Origin of the sequence: Enterococcus sp. GC34 (assembly GCF_040886645.1) — a bacterium.
In the GTDB taxonomy this organism is placed as follows: Bacteria; Bacillota; Bacilli; order Lactobacillales; family Enterococcaceae; genus Enterococcus; species Enterococcus faecalis.
The window spans coordinates 90,118-106,667 of the sequence record NZ_JBFOEF010000007.1 but is presented as its reverse complement, the minus strand read 5'-3'; the positions used below and the strand labels follow the sequence as shown (position 1 = coordinate 106,667).

Here is a 16,550-nt window from a genome sequence, read left to right as displayed (position 1 = left end):
CAATGAAAAAAATAACAACCTATCAAAACAAAAAAGTGTTGGTTTTAGGACTAGCTAAAAGTGGTGTCAGCGCAGCGAAACTCTTACATGAGTTAGGTGCGCTCGTTACCGTTAATGACGCAAAACAATTTGATCAAAACCCTGACGCCCAAGATTTATTAACCTTGGGTATTCGTGTTGTTACAGGGGGGCATCCAATTGAATTGTTGGATGAAGAATTTGAACTAATCGTTAAAAATCCTGGTATTCCTTATACAAATCCACTTGTGGCAGAAGCACTAACTCGGAAAATCCCTATCATAACTGAGGTGGAATTAGCAGGTCAAATTGCCGAATGTCCAATTGTCGGCATTACGGGCACCAATGGTAAAACAACCACGACCACGATGATTGGTTTACTGCTAAACGCTGACAGAACGGCTGGTGAGGCGCGTTTGGCGGGAAATATTGGTTTTCCAGCGAGTACGGTGGCTCAAGAAGCAACAGCCAAGGATGATCTTGTGATGGAACTTTCTAGTTTTCAGTTAATGGGAATTGAGACGTTTCACCCACAAATTGCAGTAATTACAAATATTTTTGAAGCACACTTGGATTATCATGGTTCGCGGAAAGAATATGTTGCTGCAAAATGGGCCATTCAAAAAAACATGACCGCAGATGACACCTTGATTTTAAATTGGAATCAAGTAGAGCTTCAAACGTTAGCTAAAACCACAGCAGCCAACGTATTGCCTTTTTCAACGAAAGAAGCAGTAGAAGGAGCTTATCTTTTAGATGGGAAATTATATTTCAATGAAGAATATATTATGCCCGCCGATGAGCTAGGGATTCCTGGCAGTCACAATATTGAAAATGCCCTCGCAGCGATTTGTGTAGCTAAATTAAAAAATGTATCGAATGTTCAGATTAGACAAACTTTGAAAAACTTTTCAGGCGTTCCCCATCGAACGCAATTTGTTGGCGAAGTTCAGCAAAGACGTTTTTATAACGATTCAAAAGCAACCAATATTTTAGCTACAGAGATGGCGTTAAGTGGGTTTGACAACCAAAAGCTACTTTTACTTGCGGGTGGCTTGGATCGTGGTAACTCATTTGATGAATTGGTTCCTGCCCTGTTGGGACTCAAAGCAATTGTTTTGTTTGGAGAAACCAAAGAAAAATTGGCGGAAGCTGCTAAAAAAGCGAACATTGAAACAATTTTATTTGCTGAAAATGTTCAAACGGCGGTTACCATTGCCTTTGATTATTCGGAAAAAGATGATACTATTTTACTATCACCTGCTTGCGCAAGTTGGGACCAATACCCGAATTTTGAAGTACGCGGGGAAGCCTTTATGCAAGCTGTTCAACAATTAAAAGAAAGTGAAATGTGAGAAAATGAAGATACTAGTAACTGGTGGTGGCACAGGTGGGCATATCTATCCTGCGTTATCCTTCGTCGAACACGTCAAAAAAGAAGCACCTGCAACAGAATTCTTGTATGTGGGAACAGAAAATGGTTTAGAAAGTCAAATTGTGTCAAAGGCGAAAATTCCATTTAAAACGATTAAAATTCAAGGATTCAAGCGTTCGCTGAGTCCTCAAAATTTTAAAACAATTTATTTATTTTTAACAAGTATTAATAAAGCAAAAAAAATTATTCGTGAATTTCAACCAGATGTGGTCATTGGTACAGGCGGTTATGTTTCTGGTGCAGTAGTTTATGCGGCCCACCAATTAAAAATACCGACAATTATTCATGAGCAAAATAGTATCCCTGGAATGACAAATAAATTTTTAAGTCGTTATGTGGATAAAATTGCGATTTGTTTTCCGGATGTCGCTAGTTTTTTCCCGAAAGAAAAAACAATTTTGACAGGGAACCCGCGGGGACAAGAAGTCGTAACGGTGGAAAAGTCAGCTATTTTATCAGAGTTTGGCTTGGATCCAGCAAAGAAAACGGTGGTTTTATTTGGCGGAAGTCGTGGCGCCTTGAAAATCAATCAAGCGTTTGAACAGGCCTTTCCTTTGTTTGAAGAGAGAGAGTATCAAGTTTTATACGCTTCAGGAGAAAGATATTATCAGGAACTTCAAGAAAGTCTAAAGCTTTCTGAAAAGAAATTGACAAACATAAGTGTGCAACCGTATATTGATAAAATGGTTGAAGTGATGGCTAATACCGATTTAATGGTGGGACGTGCAGGAGCAACCTCAATTGCGGAGTTCACCGCATTAGGATTACCAGCAATTTTAATTCCGAGTCCTTACGTCACGAATGATCATCAAACGAAAAACGCGCAAAGCTTAGTAAAAGTTGGTGCTGTTGAAATGATTCCAGATGCAGAATTGACCGGCGCTCGTTTAGTTGCGGCAATTGATGATATTTTATTAAACAATGAAAAAAGACAACAGATGGCAACGGCGTCCAAAGGGGAAGGCATCCCAGATGCAAGTGATCGTTTGTATCAAGTTGTGAAAACGTTAGTCTGAGATAGGAGGTGTGGAAGATTAGTAACGAGAACGATATATTCAAAAAAAGAAAACCATTACCTCCAAAAAAATCGGAAGAGTCTCAACCTGAACTGACACCTTGGCAAAAACAAAACCAAGAATATTTGAAGAAGCAAGCGGAAGAAGCTGCTTCAAAAGGTGAAAACGAACAAGCAGAAGTCACCATCACTTTACAAGAACAAAGTCAAGAAGAGCCTCAACAACATCTTCCACAAGAAACAGTGGAAGAAGAGGAGCATTTTGCAGATCGTTTACCGAACGTTAAGAAAACACGGAACAAGCGCTTATATAGGCGTTTAGCCTTTATTTTAACTTGTTTAGGGACAGCCATTTTAGTGGCATTGTATTTTGTTTCGCCTCTTAGTCGATTGAGTGAAGTAACAGTTTCAGGCAACAAAAGTGTGGAGAGTCAAGCGATTATTCAGCAGTCAAAACTTGAAACGGGCAGTGGCTTATGGGAGCAGTATTCAAATAGAAATTATTTTTCTGCAAATATTCAGAAAAAGTTTCCAATTATAAAAAAGGCGAACATTAAGTTAAATGGTATTAATTCATTTAAAATTGATATTCAAGAGTATCAAATTGTCGCTCTTGCTGCGACTAAAGGCGGCTATCATCCGATTTTAGAGAATGGTAAAACTTTGGCGGAAACCACCAAAGCTGCTGAAAGTGGCAAACCAATTTTTGAGAATTTCAAAGAGGATAAATTAATCCCTGAATTAATGGCCTCTTACAACAAATTACCTCAAGAAATTAAACAAGGAATTTCAGAAATTAAATATGCACCATCAAAAACCAATAAAGACTTGATTAATGTCTATATGAATGATGGAAATCGAGTGATTGTTAATATTTCTGATTTAAGTGAAAAAATGGCTTATTATTCACAAGTAGCCGAGCAAATGGACAAACCTGGAATCGTTGATATGGAAGTCGGCATTTTTTCTTATCCGTATGAAAAAGAAAGTGAAGAAACGGGCAGTGAAGTTTCCGAAGATTCAGCGGTTGAAAATCAAGAAGTTGCGGACCCAAATGCAGGCGTAGCAACGGATGAAGCGAATAACGGTACGCCGACAAATGGAGAAAATCAAGAAGTGCAACAAGCAGAATAAGTTTTTTACAAAAATGTTTCAAAAATTAACGAACAAATTCGTATAATCTGCTTTCTAAAACCCCCATTTTTATGGTAAAATTGGAAGAAGTGAATAATACTAAAAAAGAGATAGTTAAACGGACGCCTTTGTCCGCTTAGATATTGGAATTAATAGGAGGAGGAATTCCGTTCATGGCAAAAACAGGAATGTATGTAGGCCTCGATATTGGTACAACTTCTGTCAAAGTAGTTGTCGCTGAATATATTGAAGGTCAAATGAACATCATCGGCGTTGGAAATGCAAAATCAGACGGTTTGAATCGAGGGATTGTCGTCGATATTGATCAAACAGTTCAAGCAATCCAACGGGCCGTTCGACAAGCCGAAGAAAAAGCCGGCATTCAAATTAAAAGCGTAAATGTTGGATTACCAGCGAATTTATTAGAAGTAGAAAGCTGTCAAGGAATGATAGCTGTTAGCAGTGAATCAAAAGAAATTACAGATGAGGATGTGCGCAACGTCGCATCTGCAGCTTTGGTTCGTTCAACTCCTCCTGAACGTCAAATTGTTGCAATCTTACCGCAAGACTTTACCGTCGACGGCTTTGAAGGCATCAAAGACCCACGTGGAATGCTTGGCGTTCGCATGGAGATGTTTGGCGTTGTCTATACTGGACCAAAAACAATCATCCATAACATCCGTAAATGTGTTGAAAAAGCTGGCTTAGGAATTAACGAATTAGTGATTACACCGCTTGCTTTAACAGAAACAATTTTAACAGATGGCGAAAAAGACTTTGGAACAATTGTCATTGATATGGGTGGCGGTCAAACAACGACATCTGTTATCCACGACAAACAATTGAAATTTACTCATGTTAACCAAGAAGGCGGCGAGTTCATCACGAAAGATATCTCAATCGTATTGAATACTTCTTTTAACAACGCCGAAGCCTTAAAAATTAATTATGGGGATGCTTATCCAGAAAGAACTTCAGCAAACGAAGAGTTTCCTGTTGATGTTATCGGTAAGTCAGAGCCTGTAAGAGTGGACGAACGTTACCTTTCAGAAATTATTGAAGCGCGTGTGGAACAAATTTTGAGAAAATCAAAAGAAGTTCTGGATGAAATTGATGCGTTTGAATTACCTGGAGGCGTTGTGTTAACTGGTGGCGCCGCTAGTATGCCAGGTATTGTCGATTTGGCGCAAGAGATTTTTGAAGCCAACGTAAAACTATACGTACCAAATCACATGGGCTTACGTAACCCAGTCTTTGCTAATGTCATTAGCATTGTGGAATATTCAGCGCAACTAAACGATATTTATCACATTGCCAAATATGCAATCCCTGGTGAAAAATCGAAACCAGCACAATCAGTCGCTGTCCAACAAGAAGTTCGCTATGACACATATGCTGAACAGCCTCAAGAAGAATACGAAGAATTCAACGAACGTGAGTCTGGTGAAAAAGTGACAGGCAAAATCAAAGACTTCTTCTCGAACATTTTCGACTAATCACACAAACAGGAGGATACGATATCATGGAATTTTCATTAGACAATAACATTAACAACGGTGCAGTCATTAAAGTTATCGGTGTAGGTGGCGGCGGCGGAAACGCTGTAAACCGTATGATCGAAGAAAACGTTAAAGGCGTGGAATTTATCACAGCCAATACAGACGTTCAAGCATTAAAACATTCAAAAGCAGAAACAGTAATTCAATTAGGCCCTAAATACACTCGTGGTTTAGGTGCTGGTTCACAACCTGAAGTTGGCCAAAAAGCTGCAGAAGAAAGTGAACAAGTGATTTCAGAATCATTACAAGGCGCGGATATGATTTTCATTACTGCTGGTATGGGTGGCGGAACTGGTACAGGTGCTGCCCCAGTAGTTGCAAAAATCGCTAAAGAATTAGGCGCTTTAACAGTTGGTGTAGTAACTCGTCCATTTAGTTTTGAAGGTCCAAAACGTGGTCGTTTTGCCGCTGAAGGAATTGCTTTATTAAAAGAAAACGTTGATACACTATTAATTATCTCAAACAACCGCTTATTAGAAGTCGTTGACAAGAAAACGCCAATGCTTGAAGCATTTAGAGAAGCTGATAATGTATTACGTCAAGGTGTTCAAGGGATTTCAGATTTAATCACTGCACCAGGTTACGTAAACTTGGACTTTGCTGACGTGAAAACAGTGATGGAAAACCAAGGAACAGCATTAATGGGAATTGGTGTAGCGAGCGGCGAAGAACGCGTAATTGAAGCAACGAAAAAAGCTATTTCTTCACCATTGTTAGAAACATCAATCGATGGTGCGGAACAAGTCTTATTAAACATTACTGGTGGCTTAGATATGACCTTGTTTGAAGCGCAAGATGCTTCAGATATCGTTACAAATGCTGCTTCAGGTGATGTGAACATCATCTTAGGTACATCAATCAACGAAGATTTAGGCGACGAAATTCGTGTAACAGTAATCGCTACAGGTATTGATGAATCAAAAAAGGATAGAAAACCGCACCGTCAAACAAGACAAGCGGTTCAACCAATGCAACAAACAACTCAATCTGTGGAAATGGATCAACCAAAATCACAAGAAGAAGCAAGTGCTTTTGGCGATTGGGATATTCGCAGAGAACAAAATACACGTCCAAAAGTTGATGAATCTTCATTAGAACAAGTAGACAAAAAAGAATTTGACACATTCCACCGTGAAGAACCAAATCACAATGATGACGAATTAAGTACGCCACCATTTTTCCGCAGAAAACGATAAGGAGCATCGATTAGAAATGATAGCTGAAAACTTAACAAATATTAATAATCAACTTCAGCTAGCATGCAAAAGCTCACAGCGCTCTGTTGCTGATGTGACAATGATTGGCGTCACTAAATCAGTAGGAATTGAGGAAGCAGCAGAGCTTGTTCAGCTTGGTGTCCAGAATTTAGCTGAAAACCGAGTAGATAAGTTACTAGAAAAGAAAGCTGGATTGGAAAAATTTAATGATATTCAGTGGCATTTAATTGGTAATTTACAACGTAGGAAGGTAAAATTAATTATTAATGAGATAGATTATTTTCATGCATTAGATAGTCTGAGTCTAGCCAAAGAAATTCAAAAAAGAGCAACGAAAGTTATTCGTTGTTTTGTTGAAGTGAATATAACTGGGGAAGAAAGCAAGCACGGCTTTCGTAAAGAAGACGTCTTACCTTTCATTCAAGAACTTGCTGATTTGGACAAAATTCAAATCGTCGGTCTAATGACTATGGCACCTTTTGGGGCAAGTGAAGAAGTATTACATGCAACATTTAGAGAATTAAAAGAGCTGCAAATGACCGTAAATGAGAAACATTTATCTTTTGCTCCTTGTACAGAACTTAGCATGGGAATGAGTAACGATTTCCCGATCGCAGTTGAAGAAGGTGCAACTTTTATACGAATCGGAACAGCGTTATTCAGAGATGCGTAAAGGAGAGGAATTTATGTCAATTTTTAACAAGGATGCGTTATCGAGCTTTTTTGGCTTATCTGGCGAAGAAGATGATTATTATGATAACTACGAAGAATATGAAGAGCGCAAAGCAGTTAATGAACCACCGCGTCGTGCAGCTCGGCCTAAACCACAACGCCCTGTTCAACAACAGGAAAGTTACAATCAGCCAGCTTATACACAACAAAGTGAGCCTGTAGTTGAAAAACCTTCTGCACGCTATCGTTCTGCTGAAGCGCATCAAGAAAGAGACACACAACAAGCTGCTTACACAGAGAAAAAAGTGGTTTCTATGCGTAGTTCTAATCAATCAGCGACTACGAATACAAGACGAGCACAAGAAAGCACCGCCAATGCAAAAACACATAAAATTACTATTATTGAACCACGTGTGTATTCAGAAGCAATGAGCATTGCGAAACATTTATTTGCTGAAGAAGCTGTGCTAGTTAATTTTACATTAGTAGAAGAAGACCAAGCACGACGCATCGTTGATTTCTTAACTGGTACTGTGTATGCTTTAGACGGAGATATTCAGCGCGTTGGCAATGAAATCTTCTTATGCACACCAGCGAATATGGAAATTGATAGTGCGACAGCACAATCTTTAGCCAACAAACAATTCTTTGATTTCTAAGCCATAGGGAGGTGTTATTATCGCAACACTGATTACTCTATTATACAAAGGCGTTCAAATCTATTCAGGATTACTAGTGATTTACGCGCTACTTTCATGGTTTCCAGGAGCATATGATTCTGCTTTCGGGCGTTTGCTCTCTAGAATTTGTGAACCATACTTAAGTTTGTTTGACCGTTTGAATTTAAGGATTGGAATGGTTGGATTTAACGTAATGGTAGGGATTATTGTCCTTAACCTAGCAGCGGGTGGCTTAGCAGTCATTTTACGAGCTATTGTTTATTAATAACTTTTAGAAAGGATGATTTATCTATGAACGCAAATGTGTATCAACATTTCCGCAAAGATGAACATCCTTTTATTGACACTGTCGGGGATTGGCTAGAGCAAGTGGAGATGCAATACGCGCCTTATTTGACAGACTTTCTTGATCCTAGACAGGCGTATATTTTGGAAACGTTGATTCGACAAAACAGTGATTTATCGTTTACTTTTTATGGTGGTTATGAGCAAGCAGAACGAAAACGCTGCTTGATTTATCCAGCGTATTACATACCAGAAGAGACAGATTTTGGTGTTGTATTATTTGAAATTATTTATCCATCTAAATTTGCGACATTATCTCATGGGAAAATTTTAGGCACCTTGATGAATGTTGGGGTTCGTAGGGAAGCCTTTGGAGATATTATTTCCGATGGTGATAAGTGGCAGGTTTTTATAGCACAAGAAGTAGCTGGCTTCGTTGTTAACCAAGTCGACAAAATTGGTAAAATTACTGTTCGCTTAGAAGAGCGGGATTATACACAAATTTTGATACCGAAGGATGGTTGGCAAGAAGAGCGAACGACTATGAGCTCTTTGCGGCTGGATAGTGTGATTTCCGCCGTATTTAATATTTCAAGGCAGCGATCAAAACAATTGATCGAATCTGGTAAAGTAAAAGTCAATTGGACAGAAACGACACGACCAGATTTTGCCTTAGACTTATTAGATATTGTTTCGATACGAGGATTTGGGCGCCTTCAGATTCAAGAATTAGAAGGAAAAACAAAGAAAGAAAAATTTCGTGTCCTCTTAGGGGTATTGAGAAAATAATCTCGAACTTTTGTTTAAGAAAACCATTTTGGCTGTTCATTCAGACGAAGTTGTGTATAATAAAAAAAGTAAGATATTTGCTATTTCAGGATTAGTATGAGAATGTGTTCATAAGGGGTTTTACAAAAATAATCCAAAGAGGTGAAGGAATATGGCATTAACTCCATTAGATATTCAAAACAAAGACTTCTCAACAAAAATGAGAGGCTATAACCAAGACGATGTAGATGACTTTTTAGATCAAGTCACACGTGATTATGAAGATGCATTACAAAAAAATCGTGAACTTGAGAAATCATTAAAACACGCAGAAGAAAAATTACAATACTTCAATGAATTGAAAGATGCATTGAATCAATCAATTATTGTTGCACAAGATACCGCTGATAAAGTGAAATCAAGTGCCAATAAAGAATCAGAAATGATTATCACTTCGGCAGATAACCAAGCCAAAGAAACCTTGGTAGAAGCTGAACGTAAATCAAATGCAATGATTGCAGATGCTGAAGCGAAATCAACACAAATCTTAGCAGAAGCAATTGAACGTGCCCGTCAATTAGCTGGGGAAACAGAAGACTTGAAGAAGAAAACACGTGTCTTCCATCAACGCTTAAGCTTAATGCTTGAAACTCAATTAGAGCAAGTAAAGAGTGAAGAGTGGGAAGAGATTTTAAAGCCTTTTTCTAGTTATGTCGGAGACAAACATACAGCAGTTAAGGAAATTCTTGATGAACAAGACCTTGACAACGAAAATGAAACTGTTGTAAACTCTGAAGAGAACACAGATGCTGTAGTAGAAAAAAAGCCTGTAATTGAAGTCACTGAAGAAACAATTGAAGAAGAATCAAAATAGATAGAACAGAACGTTTAATGTTTATTCTTAGCAGCGAGTCAATGATAGTGAAAGTTTGACAGACACTGGCATTAAACAGATCCTCTATCCTAGATGTAGTTCTGAACACTTGAGTAGGAACTGCCGGATAATTACCGTTATCAATTTCAGAGAAAGTAGGGGCAACTCTACTTTGAATTTGGGTGGTAACACGAGTACTTCGTCCCTTGGGATGGAGTACTCTTTTTTTATCTACTTTTATCAGCTATCGTTCATCTTTAGTATGAACTAACACAATTAAATCGATAAAATGAAAGCGAGGCAAATGCATATGAAAATGAAAGAAACATTGCAATTAGGAAAAACAGCTTTTCCAATGCGTGGGAACTTGCCAAACCGTGAAGCAGAATGGCAAAAAGACTGGGAAGAAAAAGGCTTATATGAACAACGTCAAAAATTAAACGAAGGAAAACCAACCTTTGTTTTACATGATGGCCCTCCGTATGCAAACGGAAATATTCATTTAGGACATTCTTTGAATAAAATCAGTAAAGATATTATTATTCGTTCAAAATCAATGTCTGGTTTCCGTTCTCCTTATGTGCCTGGTTGGGATACTCATGGTTTACCAATTGAGCAAGTGTTAACCAATAAAGGGGTCAAACGTAAAGAAATGACTGTCGCTGAGTATCGCGAAAAATGTAAAGAGTATGCCTTATCACAAGTCGACAAACAACGTAACGATTTTAAACGTTTAGGTGTGTCAGGTGATTGGGAACATCCATACATTACGTTAGATCCAGAGTATGAAGCAGCAGAAATTCGTGTTTTTGGTAAGATGGCAGAAAAAGGCTATATTTATAAAGGCTTAAAACCAATTTATTGGTCTCCTTCAAGTGAATCTTCTTTAGCAGAAGCAGAAATTGAATACAAAGATGTAAAATCACCTTCTATTTACGTAGCTTTTAATGTGGTCGATGGTAAAGGTCTTTTAGATAACGAGACAGCCTTCGTCATCTGGACGACAACCCCTTGGACATTACCAGCCAACTTAGGTATTTCAGTTAATCCTGATTTTACGTATGTTGAAGTGAAGGCAGACGGTCGTAAATTTGTAATTGCTAAAGATTTATTAGCAACAGTTAAAGAAGCGATTGGTTGGGAAGAAGTAGAAGTCTTGCGAGAATTTTCTGGTGAAAAATTAGATCGTATGACAGCTCAACATCCATTCTATGATCGAACATCACTTGTTATGCTAGGCGACCACGTGACGCTAGATGCCGGGACTGGCTTAGTTCATACCGCACCAGGACATGGGGAAGATGACTATATTGTTAGCCGTAAATATGATTTACCTGTTATTTCTCCTGTTGACAGCCGTGGGGTCTTTACAGATGAAGCACCTGGTTTTGAAGGAATTTTCTATGATAAAGCGAATCCAATGATTACTGAGTTATTAGAAGAAAAAGGCGCGTTATTAAAATTAGATTTCTTTACGCATAGTTATCCACATGATTGGCGTACCAAAAAACCAGTTATCTACCGTGCAACGCCACAATGGTTTGCTTCAATCTCTAAATTCCGTCAAGATATTTTAGATGAAGTTGAGAAAGTTGACTGGCTAATTCCTTGGGGAAAAACACGTTTATATAATATGATTCGTGACCGTGGTGATTGGGTAATCTCTCGCCAAAGAGCGTGGGGTGTACCATTACCGATCTTCTATGCTGAAAATGGGGAAGCCATCATTACGCCAGAAACAATTGAACATGTAGCGAATTTATTTGCAGAACATGGATCAAATATCTGGTTTATGCGTGAAGCAAAAGAGTTACTACCAGCAGGCTTTACACATCCAGGTTCACCAAATGGCGAGTTTACCAAAGAAACAGATATCATGGACGTTTGGTTTGACTCAGGTTCTTCACATGAAGGAGTTTTACGAGAAAGAGAAGAGTTAACTTTCCCAGCAGATATGTATTTAGAAGGTTCTGACCAATATCGTGGTTGGTTTAACTCAAGTATTACAACAAGTGTCGCTATCAATGGGGTAGCGCCTTATAAATCAATCATTTCTCAAGGGATGGTTCTCGATGGCGAAGGCCGTAAGATGAGTAAATCGTTAGGCAATACCATCTTACCTGAAAAAGTTATTAACCAAATGGGGGCAGATATCTTACGCTTGTGGGTAAGTAGTGTTGACGCGGAAGCTGATGTGCGTGTCTCAATGGATATCTTAAACCAAGTATCTGAAGTGTACCGGAAAATCCGTAATACTATGCGTTTCTTGTTAGCGAATACGAGTGATTTTAATCCAGCTGAGCATACTGTAGCTTATGCTGATTTACGTTCTGTAGATAAATACATGACGGTTCGTTTAAATCAAGTCATTCAAGAAATCCGTGAAAATGGTTATGAAAAATATAATTTTATGCATATTTATCGGACAGTTATGAACTTCTTAACGGTAGATTTATCTTCTTTCTATTTAGACTTTGCGAAAGATGTCGTTTATATTGAAGCTGAAAACGATTATCAACGTCGTTGTATGCAGACTGTTTTCTATCAAACATTGGTTTCATTAACAAAATTATTGACACCAATTATTCCACATACAGCGGAAGAAATTTGGAGTTTCTTACAAGAAGAAGAAGAGTATGTGCAATTAGCTGAATTCCCAGGTTACGAAACGTTTACTAATGAAGAAGAATTGATGGATACATGGGCAGCCTTTATGGATTTCCGTGACAATGTCTTAAAAGCGTTGGAAGAAGCTCGTCATTCTAAATTAATCGGTAAATCGTTAGAAGCTAAAGTGACCGTTTATCCAAATGAACAAATTCGTCAATTAATGACAGCTGTTGATGCAGATATTGCTCAATTACTAATTGTTTCCGACTTTGAAGTATCAAAAGAAGTAGCACCTAGTGAAGCTGTTCAATTTGAAGACATGGCTATTTTAGTTGAAAAAGCAGAAGGCGAAACGTGTGACCGTTGTCGTTCCGTTCGTCAAGATGTCGGCTCAGATGAAAAATTACCAACACTTTGTGGCCGTTGTGCACACATTGTTGAAGAAAATTATCCAGAAGCGGTTGCTGAAGGATTCGAATAAACAAGAAAAAAGATCCGCTAGTCGTTAACTAGCGGATCTTTTTTGGCTTATTTATTGATCAAGTTGACCGCGGTCACGGTACCAGTTATCTGGTTGCCATTCCCAAGTAAAGCCATCTTTTTCTAATAAGTCGAAGGCAGCTTGCGGGCCCATTGTGCCAGCGGCATAATTAGGGAAAGAAACGTCTGTTTTATCCCAAGCATGTCGAATAATGTCAACAATGCGCCAAGATTGGGCAACTTCGTCCCAATGAGAGAAGTTTGTACTATCGCCATTTAGGCAGTCTAATAGAAGTTTTTCATATGCTTCTGGACTATTTTCAGTCATTTCAGCACTTTGACGGAAATCAAGTTTCACTGGAGTTGTATTAAACCCTTGACCGATTTCTTTTCCATTTAAGGTTAATGAAAATCCTTCAGTTGGTTGGATATAGATAGTTAAAACATTCGGTGGTAAATCGGTTTTATCACATTCTTCACACGTATCATCTTTAAAGACATTAATAGGTACTTGTTTAAAGACGATGTTAATGCGTGTACCTTTTTCAGTTAATCGTTTACCTGTGCGAACATAGAAAGGGACGCCAGACCAACGGAAATTATCAATTAAAAATTTACCAGCAACAAAAGTTTCAGTGGATGAAGTTTCTGCCACATTCGGTTCATCACGATAGGCTGCAAATGTTTGATCAGCTAGCTGACCTTCGCCGTATTGTCCACGCACGAAATTTTGAAGGGCTTCTTCTTCAGAATAAAGGCGGATGGCACGTAAAGCTTTTACTTTTTCAGTCCGAATTTCTTTTTCAGAAAAGGCAACAGGAGGCTCCATAGAAAGCAAAGCAACGACTTGTAAAATATGATTTTGAACCATATCTTTTAGTGCACCACTGTGGTCATAATAGCCGCCACGATCCTCGACACCTAAGCTTTCAGCGAAGGTGATTTGGACATTATCAATGTAACGATTGTTCCATTGTGATTCAAAAATATTATTGGCAAAACGAATGGCTGAAATATTTTGGATCATTTCTTTGCCTAAGTAATGGTCAATTCGGAAAATATCTTGTTCAGGAAATGCAGCACGAATTTCTTCATTTAATTCGTAGGCAGATTCATAATCAGAACCAAATGGCTTTTCGATAATTAGTCGATCAAAGCCTTCTTCCGAAATAATATGTTGTGATTTCAAATGATTAACAATGGTTCCAAAGAATTGAGGGGCCATAGCTAAATAGTAAACGTGATTGCCTTCTAAGTGGTATTGTTCATTTAGGCGATCAGATAATTCTTTTAAGGTATTATAATGTTCCGTATCATTCACATTATGTGATTGGTAATAGAAATGACTAGAAAATTCAGTCGCCTCTTCGGCCGTGGGATTTAAGTCTTGAATGGTTTCACGAACGATTTCCCGATAGTATTCGTCTGTCCATTCCCGACGTGCGGTACCAATCACCGCAAAACGCTCAGCTAATAATCCTTTTTTATATAAGCGGAACAGGGAAGGATACAATTTACGTTTGGCAAGATCACCTGTCCCCCCGAAAATAGTAAATAATGCTACTTTTTCATTCATTAGTTTTCCTCACTTTCTCTAATCAACGGCTCAACAAAAATTGTGTTTGCTGCTTTAAAGCTGACGGATAATTCTTTGTTTTCATTATAAATGGTGATCGGTCCTTCATATGCAGCAATTTCTTTAATCGTATATTCTTCTTGAATATTTAAATCAATGGAAACTAAATAATCCAGTAATTCTTTTTCGTCTAAGACACGTGCAATCCGAATTTTTGTGCCAACAGGGTAGTCTGTTAACGTTTGGCGTTTCTCCTCATGAATGGGTTGATCATCTTCGGGAATAACACCACCGTGTGGACAAAATTCTGGATGATTTAAATAATCCGCTAAACGGTTCACAAGTGTTTGTGAAGTAACATGTTCTAAAACTTCTGCCTCTTCGTGCACATCATTCCAAGTGTAATTTAAGTGCTCTACTAAAAAGACTTCCCAGATTCGGTGTTTGCGAATTAACGTACTCGCTTTTTTTAAGCCTTTTTCAGTTAATTGTACCCCTTGATAAGGAGAATGCTCAACCAAATCTTCTTTTACTAACTTTGAAATCATCTCACTAACCGAAGCTGCCGAAACATCGAGTCCAGAAACAATTTGTTTATTATTCACTTTAACTTCGTCGCCACCTAATTCAAAAATTAATTTTAAATAGTCTTCGCGATTTGGTGTCATAGGGGCTCATCCTTTCAAAAAAACATCATCCTAAGTTTATCAGAAAAAGGCGCATTTGACTATTTAATAATATTCAAGTTGTAAGAAAACTTTCTGAATGCTTTTGCAAGGGATGTGAAAAAATAAATCACCCACCGCACATACTTCATTTTATGTGTCGTGGGTGATTTATTAATTGTAAATGGCCCGTTCTAGTGTGTAGGTTTCGTCGTCGGCTTCATCGTAAAGCGTCGCAGGGACACCATTTTCACATTGAATGATTAAATGGTAACCTAACTTGTCTAAGATAACTAAGCGTTTAGGGGTTAATTCAACAAGCAAGGCATGCGTTTGTTTGCCATCAATGAAAACATTGAAAGATGAGGTGATTTCTAAGGTGTGTTGCGTGGCTTTCTTCACGTCCACAAACCACCAATGCCCAGTATAGTTGTGTTGAAGCTCCTGTGGGGAAGGGAGCTGTTTATTTTTTTTCCAGAGGATAGAGCCTGCTAATCCAGTAAGTAAAGATGCACCAACCAAGAAAGTCCAATGTTTTTTCAAAGAAATTCCTCCTAACCTTCATTTTCATTTATTCGTCTTCGTTACCTTTATTATATAGAACTTGTCTAAAATATTCGACTAAATCGCTGAGAATTGACAAATATTTAATGATTGACACAAGATAGTAAAATTGTTGGTTTTGGTCTATACTTTTCCTTGTTTTTTTATGGTATAGTGTGTAAGAAAGGAAGTCTGTGTATGAAGTACCCGAATGTCCAACTTGCTTATTTTATCGAACGACCCAATCGGTTTATTGCACACTGTCGTTTAATGGAAACGAATGAAGAAGTAATCACACATGTCAAAAATACTGGCAGAGGGAAAGAAGTTTTTTTACCAGGTGCTGTTGTGGCGCTTAGTTATCAACCATCGCCTAAAAGAAAAACAGATTACGATTTGATTGCAGTAAAAAAAGGTTCTTTTTGGATTAATATTGATAGCCAAGTACCGAATACATTAGTCAATGAAGCGTTAAAAAATGGTCAAATTGTGCTTCCTGGTTTAGTTGGTACGATCCAAACTGTTAAACGTGAGCAACTATTTGCACATTCAAAATTTGATTTTCTAGTGGAAACGGATGCGGACGAACAAGCTTTTGTCGAAGTGAAAGGCATGACTTTAGAAAATAAAGGCATCGGTGCTTTTCCTGACGCGCCAACACTTCGTGGCTTGAAGCATGTCACTGAACTAATGGCTGCAACTAAAGCGGGTTACCGCTGTTACATTTTGTTTGTGGTCCAATTTGAAGAAATTAAGCAAGCAACGATTCACCAAGAGATGCAACCCGCCTTTGCTGAAAATGTGGGTGCTGCAATTGATCAAGGTGTGCAAGTCCTTGCTTACAATTGCCACGTAACACCAGCAACGATTGAACTTAAGTCACAGGTAACCTTTGATTTATTACAGGCATTTGATGATCCTAATAAATAACTTGAAGAACTCCTAGCGCTTTAAGTCAGGGTAATTACGTGACTTTTGTACGAGAGATTACTATTATAAAGAGAGTAAATAAACAAAAA

Annotated in this window: 14 protein-coding genes and 1 pseudogene; 12 read left to right on the top strand and 3 right to left on the bottom strand. The window is 38.2% G+C overall.

Annotation, left to right across the window (positions count from 1 at the left end; all coding sequences use genetic code 11):
* The first annotated feature begins 2 nt into the window (after window positions 1-2).
* The 11 genes and pseudogenes from murD (at window position 3) to ileS (ending at window position 12,748) form a co-directional block, all read left to right on the top strand.
* On the top strand, window positions 3-1,373 hold the full coding sequence (gene murD, locus AB3I72_RS08730) for a UDP-N-acetylmuramoyl-L-alanine--D-glutamate ligase (RefSeq protein WP_002413954.1): 1,371 nt from the start codon (window positions 3-5) through the stop codon (window positions 1,371-1,373).
* Between the two features lie 4 nt (window positions 1,374-1,377).
* On the top strand, window positions 1,378-2,469 hold the full coding sequence (gene murG, locus AB3I72_RS08725) for an undecaprenyldiphospho-muramoylpentapeptide beta-N-acetylglucosaminyltransferase (RefSeq protein WP_061100740.1): 1,092 nt from the start codon (window positions 1,378-1,380) through the stop codon (window positions 2,467-2,469).
* A gap of 8 nt (window positions 2,470-2,477) precedes the next feature.
* On the top strand, window positions 2,478-3,602 hold the full coding sequence (locus AB3I72_RS08720) for a cell division protein FtsQ/DivIB (RefSeq protein WP_002419338.1): 1,125 nt from the start codon (window positions 2,478-2,480) through the stop codon (window positions 3,600-3,602).
* Window positions 3,603-3,775: 173 nt separating this feature from the next.
* Complete coding sequence (ftsA, locus tag AB3I72_RS08715) at window positions 3,776-5,098, top strand: cell division protein FtsA (protein WP_002355898.1); 1,323 nt, start codon at window positions 3,776-3,778, stop codon at window positions 5,096-5,098.
* A gap of 26 nt (window positions 5,099-5,124) precedes the next feature.
* Window positions 5,125-6,357 (top strand): cell division protein FtsZ, encoded by a 1,233-nt coding sequence (ftsZ, locus tag AB3I72_RS08710; protein WP_002355899.1) that lies wholly within the window; start codon window positions 5,125-5,127, stop codon window positions 6,355-6,357.
* A gap of 16 nt (window positions 6,358-6,373) precedes the next feature.
* Complete coding sequence (locus AB3I72_RS08705) at window positions 6,374-7,051, top strand: YggS family pyridoxal phosphate-dependent enzyme (RefSeq protein WP_002358890.1); 678 nt, start codon at window positions 6,374-6,376, stop codon at window positions 7,049-7,051.
* Window positions 7,052-7,064: 13 nt separating this feature from the next.
* Window positions 7,065-7,709, top strand: a complete 645-nt coding sequence (locus AB3I72_RS08700; protein WP_002358891.1) for a cell division protein SepF — start codon at window positions 7,065-7,067, stop codon at window positions 7,707-7,709.
* 28 nt (window positions 7,710-7,737) lie between these two features.
* A complete protein-coding gene (locus tag AB3I72_RS08695; RefSeq protein ID WP_002355902.1) occupies window positions 7,738-7,995 on the top strand; it encodes a YggT family protein in 258 nt (85 codons plus the stop codon).
* Window positions 7,996-8,021: 26 nt separating this feature from the next.
* On the top strand, window positions 8,022-8,804 hold the full coding sequence (locus AB3I72_RS08690; protein WP_002355903.1) for an RNA-binding protein: 783 nt from the start codon (window positions 8,022-8,024) through the stop codon (window positions 8,802-8,804).
* 151 nt (window positions 8,805-8,955) lie between these two features.
* A pseudogene (gene divIVA / locus AB3I72_RS08685) lies at window positions 8,956-9,579 on the top strand (cell division protein DivIVA); the annotation flags it as partial.
* Between the two features lie 388 nt (window positions 9,580-9,967).
* Entirely contained in the window at window positions 9,968-12,748 is a 2,781-nt protein-coding gene (ileS, locus tag AB3I72_RS08680; RefSeq protein ID WP_010713806.1) for an isoleucine--tRNA ligase, read from the top strand.
* A 51-nt stretch (window positions 12,749-12,799) separates the two neighbouring features.
* Here ileS and zwf read toward each other — a convergent pair whose 3' ends face one another.
* The 3 genes from zwf to AB3I72_RS08665 form a co-directional block, all read right to left on the bottom strand.
* Window positions 12,800-14,323: a glucose-6-phosphate dehydrogenase gene (gene zwf, locus AB3I72_RS08675; protein ID WP_002355906.1), complete on the bottom strand. Its 1,524-nt coding sequence runs from the start codon at window positions 14,321-14,323 to the stop codon at window positions 12,800-12,802.
* Complete coding sequence (locus tag AB3I72_RS08670; RefSeq protein WP_368023839.1) at window positions 14,323-14,991, bottom strand: metal-dependent transcriptional regulator; 669 nt, start codon at window positions 14,989-14,991, stop codon at window positions 14,323-14,325. Before AB3I72_RS08670 ends, zwf begins: the two co-directional genes overlap by 1 nt.
* A 171-nt stretch (window positions 14,992-15,162) precedes the next feature.
* Complete coding sequence (locus tag AB3I72_RS08665) at window positions 15,163-15,531, bottom strand: DUF4828 domain-containing protein (protein ID WP_002355908.1); 369 nt, start codon at window positions 15,529-15,531, stop codon at window positions 15,163-15,165.
* Window positions 15,532-15,729: 198 nt separating this feature from the next.
* On the opposite strand from AB3I72_RS08665, the gene sfsA reads away from it, so the two are divergent.
* Window positions 15,730-16,461, top strand: coding sequence for a DNA/RNA nuclease SfsA (gene sfsA / locus AB3I72_RS08660; protein WP_002383415.1), 732 nt, complete (start codon window positions 15,730-15,732; stop codon window positions 16,459-16,461).
* Window positions 16,462-16,550 lie beyond the last annotated feature (89 nt).

What these genes read in the sequence shown, in the direction of transcription:
- murD (WP_002413954.1), top strand. Translation starts at nt 3, where the DNA reads ATGAAAAAAATAACAACCTATCAAAACAAAAAAGTGTTGGTTTTAGGA.
- murG (WP_061100740.1), top strand. Translation starts at nt 1,378, where the DNA reads ATGAAGATACTAGTAACTGGTGGTGGCACAGGTGGGCATATCTATCCT.
- ftsA (WP_002355898.1), top strand. Translation starts at nt 3,776, where the DNA reads ATGGCAAAAACAGGAATGTATGTAGGCCTCGATATTGGTACAACTTCT.
- ftsZ (WP_002355899.1), top strand. Translation starts at nt 5,125, where the DNA reads ATGGAATTTTCATTAGACAATAACATTAACAACGGTGCAGTCATTAAA.
- AB3I72_RS08705 (WP_002358890.1), top strand. Translation starts at nt 6,374, where the DNA reads ATGATAGCTGAAAACTTAACAAATATTAATAATCAACTTCAGCTAGCA.
- AB3I72_RS08700 (WP_002358891.1), top strand. Translation starts at nt 7,065, where the DNA reads ATGTCAATTTTTAACAAGGATGCGTTATCGAGCTTTTTTGGCTTATCT.
- AB3I72_RS08690 (WP_002355903.1), top strand. Translation starts at nt 8,022, where the DNA reads ATGAACGCAAATGTGTATCAACATTTCCGCAAAGATGAACATCCTTTT.
- ileS (WP_010713806.1), top strand. Translation starts at nt 9,968, where the DNA reads ATGAAAATGAAAGAAACATTGCAATTAGGAAAAACAGCTTTTCCAATG.
- zwf (WP_002355906.1), bottom strand. Translation starts at nt 14,323, where the DNA reads ATGAATGAAAAAGTAGCATTATTTACTATTTTCGGGGGGACAGGTGAT.
- AB3I72_RS08670 (WP_368023839.1), bottom strand. Translation starts at nt 14,991, where the DNA reads ATGACACCAAATCGCGAAGACTATTTAAAATTAATTTTTGAATTAGGT.
- sfsA (WP_002383415.1), top strand. Translation starts at nt 15,730, where the DNA reads ATGAAGTACCCGAATGTCCAACTTGCTTATTTTATCGAACGACCCAAT.